A 17,615-nucleotide genomic window follows, 5' to 3' on the forward strand; every position below is an offset into this window, starting at 1 on the left:
GCATCTCCTCCTGCGGAGCGGCGTGGCGCGGTGCCCCGGGGCATGATCCGCCGGCCCCTGGCTACGTTCCCGCCCTCCTGTGGGGATTCAAGACATTGGTGGCATCGTGACATTGACCCAGATCAAGATATTCGAATTGCATCGATCCTTGACATAGTGTATAAGATACATCTTACTGATTTGACTTGTTTTTTCGGATCGCGTTCCAGCCTTTATTTATTCATCTCCGGGTCTTGAATTCCTACCCCCACGGGCTGCTGGCAAGGCCACCCTGCTCCTGGCACGCTGGCGCCCTTGATTCGAGGAGACATGCCATGGCCGATGCATCCGCCGGTGTCCCGGTGGTCACCGCCTTCTTCGATCCCGCGACCAATACGGTCAGCTACGTGGTCAAGGACCCGGCCTCACCCGCCTGTGCCGTGATCGACAGCGTCCTCGACATCGACTACGCCGCCGGCCGACTCAGCCATGCCTCGGCAGATGCCATCATCGCCCATGTCGAGGCGCAGGGCCTGACCGTGGAGTGGCTGATCGAGACGCATGTCCACGCCGACCACCTCTCCGCCGCGCCCTATATCCAGGGCAAGTTGGGCGGGCGCATCGGCATCGGCGCCGGCATCACCGAGGTGCAGGAGGTCTTCGGCAAGATCTTCAACGAAGGCACCGAATTCCAGCGCGACGGCAGCCAGTTCGACCGCCTGTTCCAGGAGGGTGACAGCTACCAGATCGGCGGGCTGCTCGCGCGGACATGGCACACGCCCGGGCACACCCCCGCCTGCATGACGCATCTGATCGGCGATGCGGCCTTCGTGGGCGATACGCTGTTCATGCCCGATGGCGGCTCGGCGCGGGCGGATTTTCCGGGCGGCAATGCGCGCACCCTCTATCGCTCGATCCAGCGCGTACTCGCCCTGCCGCCGGCGACACGGCTGTTCATGTGCCACGACTACGGCCCGAATGGCCGCGAGATCCGCTGGGAGACGACGGTGGCCGAACAGCGCGCGCACAACATCCATGTGCGCGACGGGGTGACGGAAGAGCAGTTCGTCGCCCTGCGCGAGGCGCGCGACGCCACCCTGGCGATGCCCAAGCTGATCATTCCGGCGCTGCAGGTGAACATGCGCGCCGGCGCGCTGCCGCCCGCGGACGCCACCGGCCGGCACTTCCTGAAAGTGCCGCTGAACGCGCTTTAGAGGTCGAAGGACTGCCGGCGGGTAACGGCAGGATGGTCGGAGTGGCGGGATTCGAACCCACGACCCCCAGTCCCCCAGACTGATGCGCTACCAGGCTGCGCTACACTCCGACTGCGGCGCAGATAGCACCGCCCATGCCCCCGCGCCAACCCCCGCCCGGCCAGCTTGTGCATCCGATTGACGGACCACAGGCACACGGGCAGGAACGCGCGGCCATGAGCCCTCCCGCCCCCCGCTTCCGCACGCTGCGCGCCCTGCATCCGGCGCTGCGCGACGACATCGGCGACCTCACCACGCGCCGGCCCCTGCCCGGCCCGCGGCTCGACCATCTCGACCCCTTCCTGTTCCTGAACCATCACGGGCCGCAGACCTACCGGCCCGGGAATCGCGGCCTGCCCTTCGGGCCGCACCCGCATCGCGGCTTCGCCACGCTCACCTTCATCCTGGCGGGTTCGCTCGCGCATCTGGACAGCGGCGGGCATGAAAGCGTGATCGAGGCCGGGGGCGTGCAATGGATGAGCGCTGGCAGCGGGCTCGTCCATGCAGAGATCTCGCCCGAGTCGTTTCGCCGGCAGGGCGGGCCGCTGGAGATCCTGCAGCTCTGGGTGAACCTGCCGGCGCGGCTGAAGATGACCCCGCCGCGCTATCAGGGCCTGCAACAGGCCGAGCTGCCGCGCCTGACGCAGGACGGGGTGGCGATCGACCTCATCGCCGGCGCCTGGGCCGGGCAGGAGGGCCCCGTGCGGCCGCCGACCGACCTGTCCATGGCGGTGCTGCGCATGGTCCCCGACGCGGCGCTACGCCCGCCAGCGCCGGAGCAGCAGAGCGTGTTCCTCTATGTGGTCAGCGGCGCCCTGGCGGTTGCCGGCGCGCCCGTGCCGGCGGCCACGCTGGCGCAGCTGCATGCGGATGGCGACGCCCTCGACCTCCGGGCGGGCCCGGCGGGCGCGGTGGTGCTGTTCGGCTGCGCCACGCCCTACAACGAGCCGATCGTCGCGCACGGCCCCTTCGTGATGAACACGCCAGCCGAGATCGAGGCCGCGATCCGCGACTACCAGGCCGGGAAGTTCGGCAGCGTGCGGCTGTAGCTACCCGCGCGCAGCCAGCGCGCGCAATTCGTGGGAAAGGCGCTCGAGCGCGTCCAGCGCCTCACGCAGCGCGTCCGGCGCCTCGGCCTCGTCACCATCGAGATCGCCGAGCGGCAATTCGGGCGTCCCGCCTGCTTCCTCGATCCCGCCCTCGCGCAGCAGGCGCTGCACGCCCTTGATCGTGTAGCCCTGGGTGTAGAGCAGGTCCGAGATCCGCTTGAGCAGCGCGATATCCTCGGGCCGGTAGTAGCGCCGCCCGCCGCCGCGCTTCAGGGGCTTGAGCTGGGGAAACTTGCTCTCCCAGAAACGCAGCACGTGCTGCGGGATCTGAAGATCGTCCGCGACCTCGCTGATCGTGCGGAATGCCGTGGGGGATTTGCGTGCCCGCGCGCGGCCGGCCTCGCCATCGGCCTCGTCGCTCGGGCTCATGCCTCCTCATCCGCCTCGACCGCAGCGCCCGGATTGAGCTGGGCGCGGAGCACATGGGAGGGACGGAAGGCCAGAACCTTGCGCGGCAGGATCGGCACCTCGACGCCGGTCTTGGGGTTCCGCCCGACGCGGCGCCCCTTCTGGCGCACCACGAAGCTGCCGAAGGCCGAGATCTTCACCGGCTCGCCGGCTTCCAGCGCGGCCGACATGCGTTCCAGCACGGTTTCCAGCAGCGCGGCACTCTCGTTCCGGGAGAGGCCAACCTCGGTGTAGATCGCCTCCGCGAGATGCGCGCGCGTGATCGTTTTCATGCCGTAGCCAGTCCCCGCAAGTCCCTCAACGGCAAACAAAACCGGTATCCGTGCCGGGCGTCAACCATGGTCTTTCGGGGGCCGACATGCCGCTCCAAGATCACGCGAAGACAGATATGTTATGGGCTGAAAACAAAGGATATTCAGAAGCGAGCGAGCGCCGCACCCCAGGTCAGCCCGCCGCCGATCGCCTCCATCAGCACCAGATCGCCTGTCTTGATGCGGCCATCGCGCGTGGCCTCCGCCAGGGCGAGCGGCACGGAAGCGGCCGAGGTATTGGCGTGCCGGTCCACCGTCACCACCACGCGCGACATCGGCAGGCCCAGCTTCTTGCCGATCCCCTCGATGATCCGCAGGTTCGCCTGATGGGGCACCAGCCAGGCGATGTCGGACTGCGCCACGCCATTGGCGGTGAGTGCTTCCTCCACCACGCCGGCGAGCTTGGTGACGGCGTGCTTGAAGACTTCCTTGCCGGCCATGCGGAGCAGCCCGGTGCCGCCGGTGGAACCCGCCCCGCCCTCGACCTGCAGGATGTCGGCATGGCGCCCATCCGCGTGCAGATGCGTGGAGAGCAGCCCCTGCCCCGCCGGAAGATCCGCCCTGGCTTCCAGGAAGACGGCGCCGGCCCCGTCACCGAACAGCACGCAGGTGCCGCGATCCGTCCAGTCGAGGATGCGCGAATAGACCTCGGCGCCGATCACCAGCACGCCGCGCGCCTGGCCGGTGCGGATCAGCGAATCGGCCAGGCCCAGCCCGTAGATGAAGCCGGTGCAGGCGGCCGAGATGTCGAAGGCGAAGCCGCGCGTCAGGCCCAGGCGCCCCTGGATGCGCGCGGCGGTCGCCGGGAAGCCGCTGTCGGGGGTGGTGGTGGCGACGATGATGCAATCCACCGCCTCCGGCCCCACTCCCGCCTGGGCCAGCGCCGCCTGGGCGGCGGCGAGGCCCATGTCCGAGCAGGTCTCCCCCTCGGCGGCGATGTGCCGCCGGCGGATGCCGGTGCGCTCGACGATCCAGGCGTCGGAGGTGTCGAGGCCCTTCCAGGCCGCCAATTCGTCATTGCTGAGGGAACGCGCCGGCAGATAGCCGCCGGTGCCCCGGATCACCGCGCGCATCGCGCTTCCCCCTGCATCATGCGTGGCGCAGCCCCATGAGTCGCTCAGCGCGGCGTGGCCACGACCGAAGCCTGGCGTTCAGCCAGCAGGGCCAGGCCCTCCTGGATCCGTTCGTTGAAGCGGTGCGTCACCATGTCCATCGCGACATCAACAGCATGGGCGAAGCCCACGCCATCCGTGCCGCCATGGCTCTTCACCACCATGCCGTTCAGGCCGATCAGCACGGCGCCGTTGTAGCGGCGCGGGTCCATCCACTCGCGCAGCCGGTCGAGCGCCGGGCGGGCCAGCAGGTAGCCCATGCGGGCGGGGACCGAACTCGTGAAGACCTGGCGCAGCAGGTCGCGCATCAGCTTCAGCGCGCCCTCCCCGGTCTTGAGGGCGACATTGCCGGTGAAGCCATCGGTGACGATCACGTCCACCGTGCCGGCGGCGATGTCATGGCCTTCGACGAAGCCGCGGAAATTCGCGCCGATATGGCTGTCGCGCAGCGTCTCCGCCGCCTGGCGCACGCGCTCATCGCCCTTCAGCTCCTCGCTGCCCACATTGAGCAGGCCGAGGGTGGGGTTGGTGAGGCCGAGCACCGCGCGCGCGAAGACGTCGCCCATCACGGCGAACTCCACCAGGTTGCGCGCATCGCATTGCAGGTTGGCGCCGAGGTCGAGCATCACGACATCGCCGCGCGCCGAGGGGCCGATCGCGGCCAGCGCCGGGCGGTCGATCTCGGGCAGCGTCTTCACCACGATCTTGGCGAGCGCCATCAGCGCACCCGTGTTGCCGGCCGAGACCACGCCTGACGCCTCGCCCGCCGCGACCGCATCGATCGCGACGCGCATGGAGCTGCCGCGCACCCGGAGGGCGGCGGTCGGCTTCATGTCGCCTGGAATGGCCTCCGGCGCATGGCGCAGGCTGCAGGCCTTGGCCGCGCGCGGCCGACGGGCGAGCAACGCGCCCAGGCGCGCCTCATCACCTACCAGCAGGAAGCGGGCATGCGGATGGCGTTCGGCAGCAAGCTCCAGGCCGTCAAGCACCGAATCCGGCGCGTGATCGCCGCCCATGGCGTCGATCGCGAGCGAGAAGGACGGTGCAGGCCTGGATGCGCCCTTGAGGGGCAGGTTCACGACCTACGCCCCCGGCCCTGCTGCGCCTGGCCCCGGCTCGGCCGGGAAGGCACCACGGAGCATGTCATGCGCGAATGCCGTGCCGGCCCGGTCTCAGACGCGAACCACGCCCTTGGCCTTGTCCGCCGCCATCACTTCACGGCCATCATAATGGCCGCAATGCGAGCAGACGTGATGCGGGCGCTTCAGCTCGCCGCAATTGGAGCACTCGACATGAGCCGATGCCGTGAGCGCCTCATGGCTGCGGCGCATGCCGCGGCGGGAGGGCGAAACCTTCTTCTTCGGAACGGCCATGGTGCCGAGCCTTTCTCGTCAACAAACTGAAAAATAAGCGGGGCCGCGGGGATTACCACCGCACCCCCGACGGCGCAAGCACAACCCCGGAATGGGGCCGAGGGGCGGACGCATATCAGCCGCGCTTGAACTGCGCCAGCGCCGCGAACGGATTCGGACGCGCCTTCGGGGTCTCCGCGACGCTTTCTTCGCCCGGCGCGCGATACTCGGCCGGCACCTCGGCCTCGGGCAGGCGCGGATAGGGGTCGAGCGCGAGGGCCAACTGCTCGGCGCAGACCTCGCCCAGATCGACCATGCCGCCCGCGCTCTCGATCTCATCGGGGCTTTCGGGGTCGTCATCCGTGGGCGGGGTGCCCTCCGGCAGGATGCGCAGCGCGAGCGGGGCGAGCACCTGCTGCACCACCGGCTCCAGCGTCGTCACGCAGGCCTGGGTCACCGTCGCGCGCAACTGCCCCTCGACCCGCACCGATCCATCGGTCTCGGGCAGGAGCTGCAGCTCGGCCGCGAAATCCGCGATGCCGAGAATGGCGAAGCGTTCGGCCAGGGCCGCGCATTCGGCGGCGCTTGCCACCAGGGCCAGCCGCCTCGCCTTGGGCGGCAGGCGTGTCGGGCGGGCGAATTCGGGCGTCATCAGGCGGGCTCCAACTCGGGCAGGGTCAGCTCCCCGGCCAGCAGCGGGGCGAAGGGGAGGCCCGCGAGCACGCCATCCAGCACCGCCGCGCGGGCCGCCAGCGCCGCCGCCGCGCCCTCCGGCGCCGTGCCACGCCAGACATTGCGCGCCAGCGCCTCGGCCAAAGCGGGCATGTCCTGCGCGTCGAGCGCGGCCTCATAGGCGGCGGCGCGGCCATGGAAGGCCTCCCACATCCGCTTCACGCGCTTGCCCACCGCCAGGTCGCTGACCCCCATCTCGCGCAGATTCACGTCCATGTCAGCGAACATCGCGTCGAACACCGCCTGCGCCAATTCCTGCCCGCGCGGATCCGGGTCCCGCCGCAGGCGCCGGATCACCAAGGCGACATGCAGCGCCACCACGTCGAAGCGCCCATCGAGCGTGTCCGGCACGCCGAGCTGGGCGAAGAAATGCGGATGGCGCGCGGCGCCCACGGCCGCTCCGTAAAGCGCGAAGCCGGCCCGTTCATGCGGCTTGCGGCGGAAGAGGCCGAGCAGGCCCATGCGAGACTCCGATCCAGAATGAAGAGGCGCGCCCCGAGGCAGCGCCGCCGTTGACCGCGCCGCGGTGGGGTGGCATTGCGCCCACATGGATAGCTCTGCCCATCCGGTCAATATCGCCGCCCGACGCGGCGCCCCGCGCGCCTTGCCCGGCGTGGCCTTGATGGCCGCGCTCCTGCTCGGCGGCTGCTCAGACAACTGGATGACCGGCCTGCCCGGCCCCGACATGTTCGACGTGCCCCGCACGAACCGCGGCATCCATATCGAGGATGAGACCCTGGCACAGGTAACGCCCGGCGTGACCGGCCGCGCCGACATCCAGTCCCTGCTCGGCTCGCCCTCCGCCACCGGCACCTTCGAGGACCGGGAGTGGTTCTACATCAGCGGCGTGACGCGCCAGCGCCCGGGCCGTGGCCCGGCGATGGAGAACCAGCAGGTGGTGCTGGTCCGCTTCAACGATGCCGGAATCGTGCAGGAAATCCGGCGCATCGGCCCCGAAGCACGCCGCGAAGTGGCCTTCGTCGAGCGCGAGACGCCCTCTCCGGGCAATGAGCGCACCTTCCTCCAGCGGCTCTTCGGCAATCTCGGGCGGCTCGCCCCCGGCCTGCCGGCCCAGCAGGGCGGCCCCGGCAACTCCACCGCCAGCGGACGCTGAGGGCAGGCGCCGGCTGGCCTTGGGCCTCGCCGCTGGGCGCCGCAGGCTTCGCGCCCCTGCCCCTCCCGGCGCTGCCATGGCGCAAGCCAGCGGCGCCTTCGGAAAAGCCCATGGCTGTGAGAGGATCAGCCTTGTTGTCCGTCCCTGCCCCGACCCGGTAGCCTGCGCAACGCGAGCGCGACCCGTCCTTCTGGAGGGACCTCGTGCTCAGGGAATCACGGCTTCCAGGGCCCCATTCGGATCGGATGATCGCATCCGGCCGGACAGGGCTCCAGGGCCGCGCGCGGAAGGACCGGGACATATGACAGGCAGGCGTCAGGATCGGATGGAACCGGTGCCGCTGGATTTGGCCGCGCTGGACCGGGTGCTGGGCGGCGTGAGCACCGGTACGGGCGGCGCTGGCGCGGGCGGCACCGACCCGAATGACCCGATGGGCCAGAATTGGGGTGGCCCCCCCGGCGATGGCGAGCCGCCGCCGGAGGACGACACGATGATCGGCGGCAGTGGCGGCGCGCTTGGCGTCGGCGATCTGCTGTTCGGCGATGGTGGCGCTGCGGGCGGTTCGGGCGGCACAGGGGGAATCGGCGGCCCGACGGATGGCGGCGAGGGCGGATTCGGCGGCACAGGTGGCCATGGCGGTTCGGGTGGCATCGGCGGCGCCGGTGGCACCGGCGGCGCGACGGACGGCTATGTCGGTCCCCAGGGCGGCAATGGCGGTAATGGCGGCACGGGGGGGATCGGGGGCCTGGGTGGGGTCGGCGGCCTGGGCGGCGTCGGCGGCACGGCCGGGCTGGGTGGCGCAGGCGGCACGGGTGGGACGGGCGGCGCGGGCGGCATCGGCGGCACCGGCACCGGCGGGCCTGGTGGGGCTGGTGGCGCGGCCGGATCCGGCGGCACCGGCGGGGCAACCGGCACGGGCAGCCTGTTCAGCGGCTGAAGGCGGGCGCGGGCGCGCGCAGCTCAGGCCAGGCGGGGCGCCCGCCGCGGCCAGAGCACCAGCACGACCGCGACCACCAGCGTGGGCAGCACCGCCAGGTTCAGCACGTTCCACCCTGCCCCGGCATGCAGCACGCCCGACCCCAGCGCCGTGCAGGCAACGGTGCCGAAGACGATGAAGTCGTTGGCGGTCTGCGCGCGCACGCGCTCTTCCGGCCGATGGGCCTCACCCAGAAGGTTGGTGGCGCCGGTGAACATGAAGTTCCACCCCAGGCCAAGCAGCGCCAGCGCCACGGTGAAGTGCCAGAAGGTCTCGCCATTCACCGCCACCAGCACGCAGAGCGCGTTCAGGGCGGCGCCGGCCGCGATCACCTGCCGCACGCCGAAGCGCTGGATCAGCCGACCGGTGAAGAAGCCCGGCGCGAACATGGCCACCGCATGGGCCTGGATCACGGTCGCACTCGCGCCCACCCCGAAGCCGCAGGCCATCATCTCGAGCGGCGTCGAGGTCATCAGCAGGTTCATCGTGCCATAGGCGATGGCACCGGTGATGGCCGCCGCCAGGAAGGCCGGGCGGCGGATGATCTCGCCCACGGGGGTCGCCACCTTCGGGCGCGGGGGCGCGGGCGGCAGGCGCACCTGCATCAGCAGCACCATGCACAGGATCGGCAGCACCGCGAGGAACATGTAGGTGCCGAGGAAGAGGAAGGGCTGGAACAGGTCCTTGCTGTGCTTCACCAGCTCCGGCCCGAAGATCGCCGCCAGCACGCCGCCCGCCATCACCAGGCTGATCGCGCGCGGCCGATAGGCCGGCGAGGCGACCTCCGAGGCCGCGAAACGGTAGTGCTGGGCGATGCCGAAGCCGATGCCCGCCGGCAGCGCGCCGGCCGTGTAGAGCCAGAAATCGCCCATCCAGATGCCGGCCGCGAAGGTGAGCGCGCCGCAGAAGGACCCCGCAGCCCCCACCAGGAAGCCGGCGCGCCGGCCGAGCCGGGCGAAGATGATGCCGGCCGGGATCGAGGCGCACATCGTCGCCAGCATCTGCAGCCCGAGCGGCAGCGTCGCCAGCGCCTTGTTCTCGGCCAGCGAGTAGCCGACCAGCGCGCCCATCGCGACCTGCCCCACCACCGAGGCGTTCATCAGCGCCTGGCAGAAGAACAGGAGCCAGACGTCGCGCCGCATGGCGCGCTCATCCAAGACCGGCTTCATCGCGCGTTCTGCCGTATCCATCAGAAGTGGCTCCATCCGCCCTGCGGCAGGCTGAGCGGCGCGCCGGACTCCCCGCGCACCACCACCCCCGCCGCCGCAGTGAAGCGCCCGATGCGGCTGACCGCTACCCCTGCCCCCATGCCGGCAGCGCGGATCCGTTCTGCGTCGGCGGGGTCGGCCGCGAAAATCAGCTCGTAATCATCGCCGCCGCCGAGAATTCTTTCCAACAGGGTCGGCGCCGCCGCCAGCGCCGCCTGCGCGGGGGCGGAAAGCGGCACCAGCGCCGCCTCGATCTCCGCCCCGCAGCCCCCGGCGCGCGCGAGATGGCCGAGGTCCTGCACCAGCCCGTCCGAGACATCCATCGCCGCCCGCGCGAGGCCCGTGAGCGCCTGCCCGAGGGCGAGGCGCGGTTCCGGCAGGCGGTAGCGGCGGGCCAGATGCTCGTCGGGCGGCAGGCGGCCCGTGAGGCTCAGCAGGCCAAGCGCGCCATCGCCGATGCTGCCCGAGACCCAGACATCATCGCCCGGCCGCGCCCCCACCCGCCGCAGCGCCGCACCCGGGGCGACGGTGCCGAGGATGGTCAGGGAGAAGCTGGCCGGGCCGGGCGTACTGACCGTGTCGCCGCCCAGCACCTGCAGGCCGAATTCGCGCTGGTCCTCGGCGAGCCCCTGCACGAAGGCCGCGATCCAGGAATCATCCGTGCCGCGCGGGAAGCCGCAGGTCATCAGGTAGCCGAGCGGCGCGGCCCCCATCGCCGCGAGGTCGGAGAGGTTCACCCGCAACAGCTTGCGCCCGATGGTCGCGGGCGGGTCCTCGGGCAGGAAATGCACGCCCGCGACCATCGCATCGGCGGCCAGCACCAGCGTGCGGCCCGGCGGCGGGTCGAGCAGCGCGGCGTCATCCAGCAGATCGAGCGCACCGGGCCCGGCCAGCGGGCGGAAATGCCGCGCGATCAGGCCGAATTCGGCGGGCAGGCCCATCTAGCGCGTCGGGGGCGGCGCGAATTCATCGGCGCGATAGGCCCGCGCCAGCGCATCCAGCACGCCATTGGCGAAGCGCGGCTCGTCGCCCACGAAGAAGCCATGCGCGATGTCGAGGTATTCGTTGATCACCACCCGGGCCGGCGGCTCATGCGGGTGCGAAAGCTCACCCGCGGCGGCGCGCAGCAAGGCGCGCAGCACGGGGTCGAGCTTCTCCATCGGCCAATCCTTGGCCAGCGCCTTCTCAATCTGCGCGTCGAGCGATTCGATCTTCGTCGCCGTGGTGCGCACGATGCGGGCGAAGAGCTTGGCGTCCACATCGGGGATGCGCCCCTCCGCCATGCCGTCATCGCTGCCATCGGGGCCGAGCCGGTGGCGGACGAATTCCTGCACCACGGCCTCGGGGCTCTCGCCGGCCTGCTCGCTCTGGAACAGCGCCTGCACGGCGGCAAGGCGCGCGGCGGTGCGCGGGCGGAAGCCGGGCGCGGGCTTGGGCGTGCTCATGCCGCCTGCCACCGGCGCGCCAGGGCGATCTGGCCCAGCGCCGCATGCGCGGCCTCGGCCCCCTTGTTGTGCCGGTCGTCGCGCGAACGCGCGATGGCCTGCTCCAGATTGGCGACGGTGAGCAGCCCGAAGCCAAGCGCGGCACCGGTCTCGGCCGCAATCGCCATCACGCCCTGGCAGACCGCGTCGCAGATGAAGTCGTAATGGTCCGTCTCGCCCTTCACCACGCAGCCGAGCAGCAGGAAGCCGTCCCAATCCGTATCGGCGAACAGCGCCATGCGGAGCGCGGCGGGCAGTTCGAAGGCACCGGCGACATCAACCACCTCATGCGTCGCCCCCACCTCGGCCAGCACGCGCGCCGCCCCGGCCAGCATGCCGCCCACCACATCGCTGTAGTAGGGCGCCTGGATCACCAGCAGATGCGGCGGCCTGCCCTCGAGGGCGGTTGCGGCGCGAACGGGCGCGTCTTTCGTGCTCACGTCTTTTCCTTCGAAATCGGCCGGGTCTCGACCACCGCGAGGCCATAGCCCTCGAGGCCCACCACAGGGCGCGGGTTGTCGGACAGGCGAATGATGTCGCGCAAGCCAAGATCGGCGAGAATCTGCGCCCCGATCCCGTAGTCGCGCAGTTCGGGCGAGGCGCTCTGGCGGCTGCGCAGCGCGCGGACCTGCTGGCTGAGCCCATCGGCCCGCCAATCGCGCATCAGCACCACGACGCCGCGCCCGGCCGCGGCCACGGCCTCCATCGCGGCGTGCAACTCGCCCTCCGCCCGGCCCATCACCAGATCGCGCATCAGCGAGGCCTGGTGCATGCGCACCAGCACCGGGGCGGGCGTGGAGAGGTCACCCTTCACCAGTGCCACATGCTCTCCGGAATCGAGCGTCGAGGCATAGACGATGATGCGCCAGGCGCCGCCGATGCCCTCCACGCTGCCTTCCTCGACGCGCTTGACCAGGCGTTCGGTGCGGCGGCGATGGGCGATGAGGTCGGCGATGGTGCCGAGCTTGAGGCCATGATGCTGCGCGAAGGAAACGAGGTCGGGCATCCGGGCCATGGTGCCGTCATCGTTCATGATCTCGCAGATCACGCCGGAGGGGTTGAGGCCCGCGAGGCGCGCGAAATCGACCGCCGCCTCGGTATGTCCCGCGCGCACCAGCGTGCCGCCGTCGCGTGCGACCAGCGGGAAGACATGGCCCGGCGTGACGATGTGCTCGCGCCCCAGTTCGGGGTTGATCGCCACCGCCACGGTGCGGGCGCGATCGGCCGCCGAGATGCCGGTGGTGACGCCATCCCGCGCCTCGATGCTCACGGTGAAGGCGGTGGAATGGCGCGTGCCGTTCGACTGCGCCATCAGCGGCAGGCCGAGCTGCTCCACCCGGTGGCGCGCCATGGCCAGGCAGATCAGGCCGCGCGCGTGGCGCGCCATGAAGTTGATGGCGTCGGGCGTGGCGAATTGCGCGGGGATCACGAGGTCGCCCTCATTCTCCCGGTCCTCGTCATCCACCAGGATGAACATGCGCCCGCGCCGCGCTTCCTCGAGCAGTTCCTCGGTGGGGCTGATGAAATCGGCGAAGCGGGTGGCTGTCGGTTGCACGTTCACGCGCTGAACTCCCGCATCCGGGCGACGTAGCGCGCCAGCATGTCGATCTCGAGATTCACCGCATCGCCCACGGCGAGGAAGCCGAAGCCCGTCACCGCGGCGGTGTGCGGGATGATGTTCACGCCGAAGCTCTCCCGCGTCACCTCATTCACCGTCAGCGAGCAGCCATCGACGCCGATGCTGCCCTTCGCCGCGACGAAGGGCGCGAGCGCAGGCGGCAGGGAGAAGACCCAGCGGGTGGACCCGTTCTCCGGCGTCGCCGACAGCACGCGGCCCACGCCATCGACATGGCCGGAAACCAGATGCCCGCCCAGCTCGTCGCCCAGCTTCAGCGAGCGTTCGAGGTTGATGCGCCGCCCCACCTGCCAGCTGCCGAGCGTGGTCTTGGAGAGCGTCTCGGCCGAGGCTTCGACCGCGAAGCTGTCGCCCGCGAAGGCCACGGCGGTCAGGCAGCAGCCCGAGCAGGCGATGGAGGCACCGAGGGCCGCGCCCGTGAGCCAGCCGGGCGGTGTCGCGATGGTCAGGCGCATATCCTGCCCCGCGCCAAGCGGCGTGATGGCCGTGACCTCCCCCAGCGCCGTGACGATCCCCGTGAACATTCAGCCAGCCTCGCCTTCGAATTCCGTCAGCAGGTCCGGCCCCAGCGGGCGGATCGCGACCCGGCGGAACTTGGGCGCGCGGGCCAGTTCCGGCAATGGCAGTTCATAGGCGGCGGGTATGCCGTCACCGCCGATGACCATCCCCGCATGGAACCAGGCGAGGCGATCGACCAGCCCCTCCCGCAGCAGGGCGGCGGCGATGCCCGAGCCCCCTTCGGCCAGCAGCCGCGTGATGCCCCGGCCGGCCAGGGCTTCGAGGATGCCGCGCATGGCGAGCCCCTCCGGCCCCGCCGGCAGCTCCAGGATCTCCACCCCGGCCTCGCGCAGGGGGGCGAGGGCGGATTCGGGATGGCCGGGGATGGTGGCGACGATGGTGGGCACGCTGCGCGCCGTGCGCACCAGCTTCGCCCCGGGCGGGATGCGCAGCCGCGCATCGGCCACGATTCGCGGCGCGGGCACGGGCACGCCGCCGGGCAGGCGGCAGGTGAGGTCCGGGTCGTCGTCGATGACCGTGCCCGAACCCACCAGGATGGCGTCATGCCGCGCGCGCAGCCCATGCGCGGCGCGGCGCGCCTCGGGCCCGGTGATCCACTGGCTCTGCTTGGTCGAGGTCGCGATGCGGCCATCGAGCGAGGTGGCGAGCTTGAGGGTCACCATCGGCAGGCCTTCGCGCAGCCGCTTGATGAAGCCGCGGTTGAGCTTCGCGGCCTCCTCGGCCAGCAGGCCTTCCTCCACCACCACGCCCGCGGCACGCAGGCGGGTCAGGCCCTCCCCATCCACGCGCGGATCGGGATCGCGCAGCGCGACCACCACGCGGGCCACGCCGGCCGCGACCAGCGCATCGGTGCAGGGCGGCGTGCGGCCCCAATGGCAGCAGGGTTCGAGCGTGACATAGGCGGTGGCGCCGCGCGCGGCGATGCCGGCCCGGGCCAGCGCCTCGGTCTCCGCATGGGGGCGCCCGCCGGGCTGGGTCCAGCCGCGTGCCACCACCTGCCCGTCGCGGACGATGACACAGCCCACGGCCGGGTTGGGCCAGGTATTGCCCAGGCCCCGCGCGGCCAGGGCCAGCGCGGTGCGCATATGCGCGAGATCGGACACCTGCTTCTTCTCAGCCGCCGTCGCTGTTGCTCAGGAAGGCCTGGAAATCCTTGGCCTCACGGAAATTGCGATAGACCGAGGCGAAGCGGACATAGGCCACCTGGTCCACGTCGCGCAGCGTCTCGAGCACCACCTCGCCGACGCGGCGGCTGGTGACCTCGCTGTCGGCCTCCACCTCCAGCCGGCGCTGGATGCCGGTGACGATGCGCTCGATACGCTCCTCGTCGAAGGGCCGCTTGCGCAGCGCGATGCGCACGCTGCGCGCCAGCTTGTCGCGGTCGAAGGGCACGCGGCGGCCATCCGTCTTGATGACCAGCAGTTCGCGCAGCTGCACCCGCTCGAAGGTGGTGAAGCGGTTGCCGCAGGCGGGGCAGGAGCGACGGCGGCGGATGGAGGCGCCATCCTCCGCCGGACGGCTGTCCTTCACCTGCGTGTCCTCATGCCCGCAGAAGGGACAGCGCATGGCCGGTCAGTCCCGATAGATCGGGAAGCGGCGGCAGAGCTCCTGCACCCGGGCCTTCACCGCGGATTCCACGGCGCCATTGCCGTCCGCCGCATTGGCGCGGGCCAGGCCATCCAGCACCTCGCCGATCATCTGGCCGACGAGGCGGAACTCGGCCTCCCCGAAGCCCCGCGTGGTCGCGGCGGGGGAGCCGAGCCGCACGCCCGAGGTCACCATCGCCTTCTCCGGGTCGAAGGGGATGGCGTTCTTGTTGCAGGTGAGGTGCGCGTTGTTCAGCGCCGTCTCCGCCGCCTTGCCGGTCAGGCGCTTGGGGCGGAGATCCACCAGCACCAGGTGGTTGTCCGTGCCGCCGGTCACGAGGTCGAGCCCCTGGGCGCGCAGCTCCTCGCCCAGCGCCTTGGCATTGGCAACCACCTGCTTCGCATAGGCGCGGAATTCAGGGCGCAGCGCCTCCCCGAAGGCGACCGCCTTGGCGGCGATGACATGCATCAGCGGCCCGCCCTGCAGCCCGGGGAAGACGGCCGAATTAATCTTCTTCGCCAGCGCCTCGTCATTCGTGAGGATCATGCCGCCCCGCGGGCCGCGCAGCGTCTTGTGCGTGGTGGTGGTGGCGATGTGGGCGTGCGGGAAGGGGCTGTCATGCGCGCCACCCGCCACGAGGCCGGCGAAATGCGCCATGTCCACCATGAAATAGGCGCCGACCTCATCCGCGATGGCGCGGAAGCCGGCGAAATCCCAGGCGCGGGCATAGGCGGAACCGCCGGCGATGATCAGCTTGGGCTTCGATTCCAGCGCGATGCGGCGGACCTCCGCCATGTCGATCCGCTGGTCGTCGCGCCGCACCGTGTAGGGCACGGGCTTGAACCACTTGCCCGACTGGTTGGCGGGGTGGCCATGGGTCAGGTGCCCGCCGGCGGCGAGATCCAGGCCCATGAAGGTGTCGCCGGGCTGCAGCAGGGTCAGGAAGACCGCCTGGTTGGCCTGGGCGCCGGAATGCGGCTGGACATTGGCGAAGCCGCAGCCGAACAGCTTCGTCGCGCGCTCGATGGCGAGGTTCTCAGCCACATCGACGAACTCGCAGCCGCCATAATAGCGCCGGCCGGAATAGCCTTCCGCATATTTGTTCGTCATCACCGAGCCCTGCGCCTCCAGCACGGCGCGGGAGACGATGTTCTCGCTCGCGATCAGCTCGATGCCGTCCTGCTGGCGAACCAGCTCATCCTGGATGGCGGCGGCGAGCGCGGGGTCGGTCTCGGCGAGCTTCGCGCTGAAGAACCGGTCGGGCGTCATGGCGGGGATGGTCTGGTTCATGGGGACGGGCTCCAACCGGGGCTGAGCTTCTGGACACGGCGCGCATGGCGCCCGCCTTCAAAGGGGGTTGCGAGGAAGATGCGCAAGGCGTCGAGCGCGACTTCGGCACCCGTCATCCGCGCGCCGAAGGCGATCACGTTCGCATCATTATGGGTGCGCGTCAGCCGCGCGCCGGTCACGTCATGCACCAGGGCGCAGCGGATGGCGGGGTTGCGGTTGGCGGCGATGGAAATGCCGATGCCCGTGCCGCAGACCAGCACCCCGAAGCGCGCACGCCCTTCGGCCACGGCGGCGCAGACGGCGGCCGCGAAATCCGGGTAGTCCACGCTGGCCGGGCCATCTGTGCCGAGGTCGAGCGTGGCATGGCCATCGGCCTCAAGCGCGGCGCGCAGCAGGGCCTTGAGCTCGACTCCGGCATGGTCGGCGCCCAGCGCGATGGGAAGGGGGGCAAGGGGGATCGGGGCGGCACTCATGGGCCGCGAATACCACTTCCTGCGGCAGGGCGGAACGGCATGGACCATCCCTTGTATCGGGCGACTTGACAGGCCAGCCCCGCGGCGGGAGCAGGGGCGATGCCTGCCCCCTGCCCCACCGGCCCCGATTTCCTGTGCATCGGCACCATCAAGGGGGGCACGACCTGGCTCTATGCCCGCCTGCCCGGCAACCCCGGCATCTGGCTGCCGCCGATCAAGGAAGTGCGGTATTTCAATACGATCCACATTCCGGGGCCGCACCAGCAGACCGATGTGACGCATCGGGCGGAGCAGCTGGTGGCGCATCGTGCGCGCCTTGCCGCGCTGAAGCAGCCCCTGGCCCCCTGGCGGGCCAGCCACCCCGCCTGCATCGAGGCGATGCTGGAGGAACCCCAGGATGACGCCTGGTATGCGCGGATCTTCGGCTTCGCCGGGCCGGGGCAGCTGCGCGGCGACATCACGCCGCAATACGCGCTGCTGCCCGAGGCCGGGATCCGCCACGCCCTGGCCTTGAACCCGCGCCTCAAGACCATCGCCCTGCTGCGCGACCCGGCGCAGCGCGCGCTTTCCCATATCGCCATGCGGCTCGGCCGCGCTGCCACGGCCGAGGGCGTGATGCGCGTGGCGGACAGCCCGCAATGGCCCGGCTATGCACGGCATTCCGACTACGCAACCTGGCTCACGCGCTGGCGGGACGCGCTGCCGCCGGGCGCGCTGCATGTGGACACGCTCGGGCGGATCGAGCGGGAGCCCCTGGCGGTGCTGGAGGAGATCTCCGCCTTCCTCGGCGCCCCCGCCCCGCCCGGCTGCTTCGCCCGCGCCGAGTCCCGGGTCAATGTGGGGGCGGCTGACCGGGACTCGCTGCTGTCCGCCCTGCCCCATCTGCGCGCGCGGCTCGCGGGCGAATATGCGGCATTGGAAGCGGGCTGGCCCGATCTGGCGGCGCGCTTCGCCGCGGAAGGAATCTAGCGCGCCGGCGCGCCCGGGGACGATGCACACCTCCCCCGGCCTTCAACACGGCGAGATTCTGTCCCCGCTTGGCGCGCGCCCCCCGGGCGTGCCACGACTTGCG

22 protein-coding genes and 1 tRNA gene are annotated in these 17,615 nt (G+C 70.9%); 5 read left to right on the top strand and 18 right to left on the bottom strand.

Translation table 11 applies throughout. The features are described from left to right. The first annotated feature begins 314 nt into the window (after nucleotides 1-314). Entirely contained in the window at nucleotides 315-1,193 is an 879-nt protein-coding gene (locus tag AC2D9U_RS01700) for an MBL fold metallo-hydrolase (RefSeq protein WP_484745789.1), read from the top strand. A 33-nt stretch (nucleotides 1,194-1,226) separates the two neighbouring features. Here the strand turns inward: AC2D9U_RS01700 and AC2D9U_RS01705 are convergent. Then, a tRNA-Pro gene (locus AC2D9U_RS01705) sits at nucleotides 1,227-1,303 on the bottom strand. A gap of 105 nt (nucleotides 1,304-1,408) precedes the next feature. Between AC2D9U_RS01705 and AC2D9U_RS01710 the strand changes: the two genes are divergently transcribed. After that, on the top strand, nucleotides 1,409-2,281 hold the full coding sequence (locus AC2D9U_RS01710) for a pirin family protein (protein WP_484745791.1): 873 nt from the start codon (nucleotides 1,409-1,411) through the stop codon (nucleotides 2,279-2,281). Here the strand turns inward: AC2D9U_RS01710 and AC2D9U_RS01715 are convergent, their stop codons facing one another. The 7 genes from AC2D9U_RS01715 to AC2D9U_RS01745 form a co-directional block, all read right to left on the bottom strand. Next, complete coding sequence (locus tag AC2D9U_RS01715) at nucleotides 2,282-2,710, bottom strand: MerR family transcriptional regulator (protein WP_484745793.1); 429 nt, start codon at nucleotides 2,708-2,710, stop codon at nucleotides 2,282-2,284. Next, nucleotides 2,707-3,021 (bottom strand): integration host factor subunit alpha, encoded by a 315-nt coding sequence (locus tag AC2D9U_RS01720; RefSeq protein ID WP_484745795.1) that lies wholly within the window; start codon nucleotides 3,019-3,021, stop codon nucleotides 2,707-2,709. The genes AC2D9U_RS01715 and AC2D9U_RS01720 overlap by 4 nt, the downstream gene beginning before the upstream one ends. Nucleotides 3,022-3,164: 143 nt before the next feature. After that, nucleotides 3,165-4,133, bottom strand: coding sequence for a beta-ketoacyl-ACP synthase III (locus tag AC2D9U_RS01725; protein ID WP_484745796.1), 969 nt, complete (start codon nucleotides 4,131-4,133; stop codon nucleotides 3,165-3,167). Between the two features lie 44 nt (nucleotides 4,134-4,177). After that, nucleotides 4,178-5,245, bottom strand: a complete 1,068-nt coding sequence (gene plsX / locus AC2D9U_RS01730; RefSeq protein ID WP_484747315.1) for a phosphate acyltransferase PlsX — start codon at nucleotides 5,243-5,245, stop codon at nucleotides 4,178-4,180. A 99-nt stretch (nucleotides 5,246-5,344) separates the two neighbouring features. Continuing rightward, nucleotides 5,345-5,545 (bottom strand): 50S ribosomal protein L32, encoded by a 201-nt coding sequence (gene rpmF, locus AC2D9U_RS01735; RefSeq protein WP_484745799.1) that lies wholly within the window; start codon nucleotides 5,543-5,545, stop codon nucleotides 5,345-5,347. Nucleotides 5,546-5,660: 115 nt separating this feature from the next. Beyond that, nucleotides 5,661-6,176, bottom strand: a complete 516-nt coding sequence (locus AC2D9U_RS01740) for a YceD family protein (protein WP_484745800.1) — start codon at nucleotides 6,174-6,176, stop codon at nucleotides 5,661-5,663. After that, a complete protein-coding gene (locus AC2D9U_RS01745) occupies nucleotides 6,176-6,718 on the bottom strand; it encodes a ubiquinol-cytochrome C chaperone family protein (protein ID WP_484745802.1) in 543 nt (180 codons plus the stop codon). The genes AC2D9U_RS01740 and AC2D9U_RS01745 overlap by 1 nt, the downstream gene beginning before the upstream one ends. Nucleotides 6,719-6,803: 85 nt before the next feature. On the opposite strand from AC2D9U_RS01745, the gene AC2D9U_RS01750 reads away from it, so the two are divergent. After that, nucleotides 6,804-7,370 carry an outer membrane protein assembly factor BamE gene (locus AC2D9U_RS01750; RefSeq protein WP_484745804.1) on the top strand — a complete coding sequence of 189 codons (567 nt, stop codon included), beginning with the start codon at nucleotides 6,804-6,806 and terminating at the stop codon, nucleotides 7,368-7,370. Between the two features lie 334 nt (nucleotides 7,371-7,704). Continuing rightward, nucleotides 7,705-8,307, top strand: coding sequence for a hypothetical protein (locus AC2D9U_RS01755; protein WP_484745806.1), 603 nt, complete (start codon nucleotides 7,705-7,707; stop codon nucleotides 8,305-8,307). Nucleotides 8,308-8,330: 23 nt separating this feature from the next. Here the strand turns inward: AC2D9U_RS01755 and AC2D9U_RS01760 are convergent, their stop codons facing one another. Genes AC2D9U_RS01760 through rpiB form a run of 10 tightly spaced genes read right to left on the bottom strand, consistent with a single transcriptional unit; the run spans nucleotide 8,331 to nucleotide 16,543 of the window. Beyond that, a complete protein-coding gene (locus AC2D9U_RS01760; RefSeq protein ID WP_484745808.1) occupies nucleotides 8,331-9,515 on the bottom strand; it encodes an MFS transporter in 1,185 nt (394 codons plus the stop codon). A 20-nt stretch (nucleotides 9,516-9,535) separates the two neighbouring features. Beyond that, nucleotides 9,536-10,495 carry a thiamine-phosphate kinase gene (gene thiL, locus AC2D9U_RS01765; RefSeq protein ID WP_484745809.1) on the bottom strand — a complete coding sequence of 320 codons (960 nt, stop codon included), beginning with the start codon at nucleotides 10,493-10,495 and terminating at the stop codon, nucleotides 9,536-9,538. Then, entirely contained in the window at nucleotides 10,496-10,999 is a 504-nt protein-coding gene (gene nusB, locus AC2D9U_RS01770; protein WP_484745811.1) for a transcription antitermination factor NusB, read from the bottom strand. Beyond that, entirely contained in the window at nucleotides 10,996-11,478 is a 483-nt protein-coding gene (gene ribH / locus AC2D9U_RS01775) for a 6,7-dimethyl-8-ribityllumazine synthase (RefSeq protein ID WP_484745813.1), read from the bottom strand. Before ribH ends, nusB begins: the two co-directional genes overlap by 4 nt. Next, a complete protein-coding gene (gene ribB / locus AC2D9U_RS01780; protein WP_484747317.1) occupies nucleotides 11,475-12,593 on the bottom strand; it encodes a 3,4-dihydroxy-2-butanone-4-phosphate synthase in 1,119 nt (372 codons plus the stop codon). The genes ribH and ribB overlap by 4 nt, the downstream gene beginning before the upstream one ends. A gap of 2 nt (nucleotides 12,594-12,595) precedes the next feature. Further along, the gene (locus AC2D9U_RS01785; RefSeq protein WP_484745815.1) at nucleotides 12,596-13,198 is read right to left on the bottom strand and encodes a riboflavin synthase; all 603 of its coding nucleotides are present in this window, start codon (nucleotides 13,196-13,198) and stop codon (nucleotides 12,596-12,598) included. Then, entirely contained in the window at nucleotides 13,199-14,296 is a 1,098-nt protein-coding gene (ribD, locus tag AC2D9U_RS01790) for a bifunctional diaminohydroxyphosphoribosylaminopyrimidine deaminase/5-amino-6-(5-phosphoribosylamino)uracil reductase RibD (RefSeq protein ID WP_484745817.1), read from the bottom strand. 10 nt (nucleotides 14,297-14,306) lie between these two features. Beyond that, a complete protein-coding gene (gene nrdR, locus AC2D9U_RS01795; protein ID WP_484745819.1) occupies nucleotides 14,307-14,759 on the bottom strand; it encodes a transcriptional regulator NrdR in 453 nt (150 codons plus the stop codon). A 6-nt stretch (nucleotides 14,760-14,765) separates the two neighbouring features. Continuing rightward, entirely contained in the window at nucleotides 14,766-16,070 is a 1,305-nt protein-coding gene (gene glyA, locus AC2D9U_RS01800; RefSeq protein WP_484745821.1) for a serine hydroxymethyltransferase, read from the bottom strand. After that, on the bottom strand, nucleotides 16,067-16,543 hold the full coding sequence (gene rpiB, locus AC2D9U_RS01805; protein WP_484745823.1) for a ribose 5-phosphate isomerase B: 477 nt from the start codon (nucleotides 16,541-16,543) through the stop codon (nucleotides 16,067-16,069). Before rpiB ends, glyA begins: the two co-directional genes overlap by 4 nt. Nucleotides 16,544-16,642: 99 nt before the next feature. On the opposite strand from rpiB, the gene AC2D9U_RS01810 reads away from it, so the two are divergent. Further along, nucleotides 16,643-17,512 (top strand): sulfotransferase, encoded by an 870-nt coding sequence (locus AC2D9U_RS01810; protein WP_484745825.1) that lies wholly within the window; start codon nucleotides 16,643-16,645, stop codon nucleotides 17,510-17,512. Nucleotides 17,513-17,615 lie beyond the last annotated feature (103 nt).

The sequence above is a fragment of the Roseomonas sp. TF40 genome (assembly GCF_057219975.1).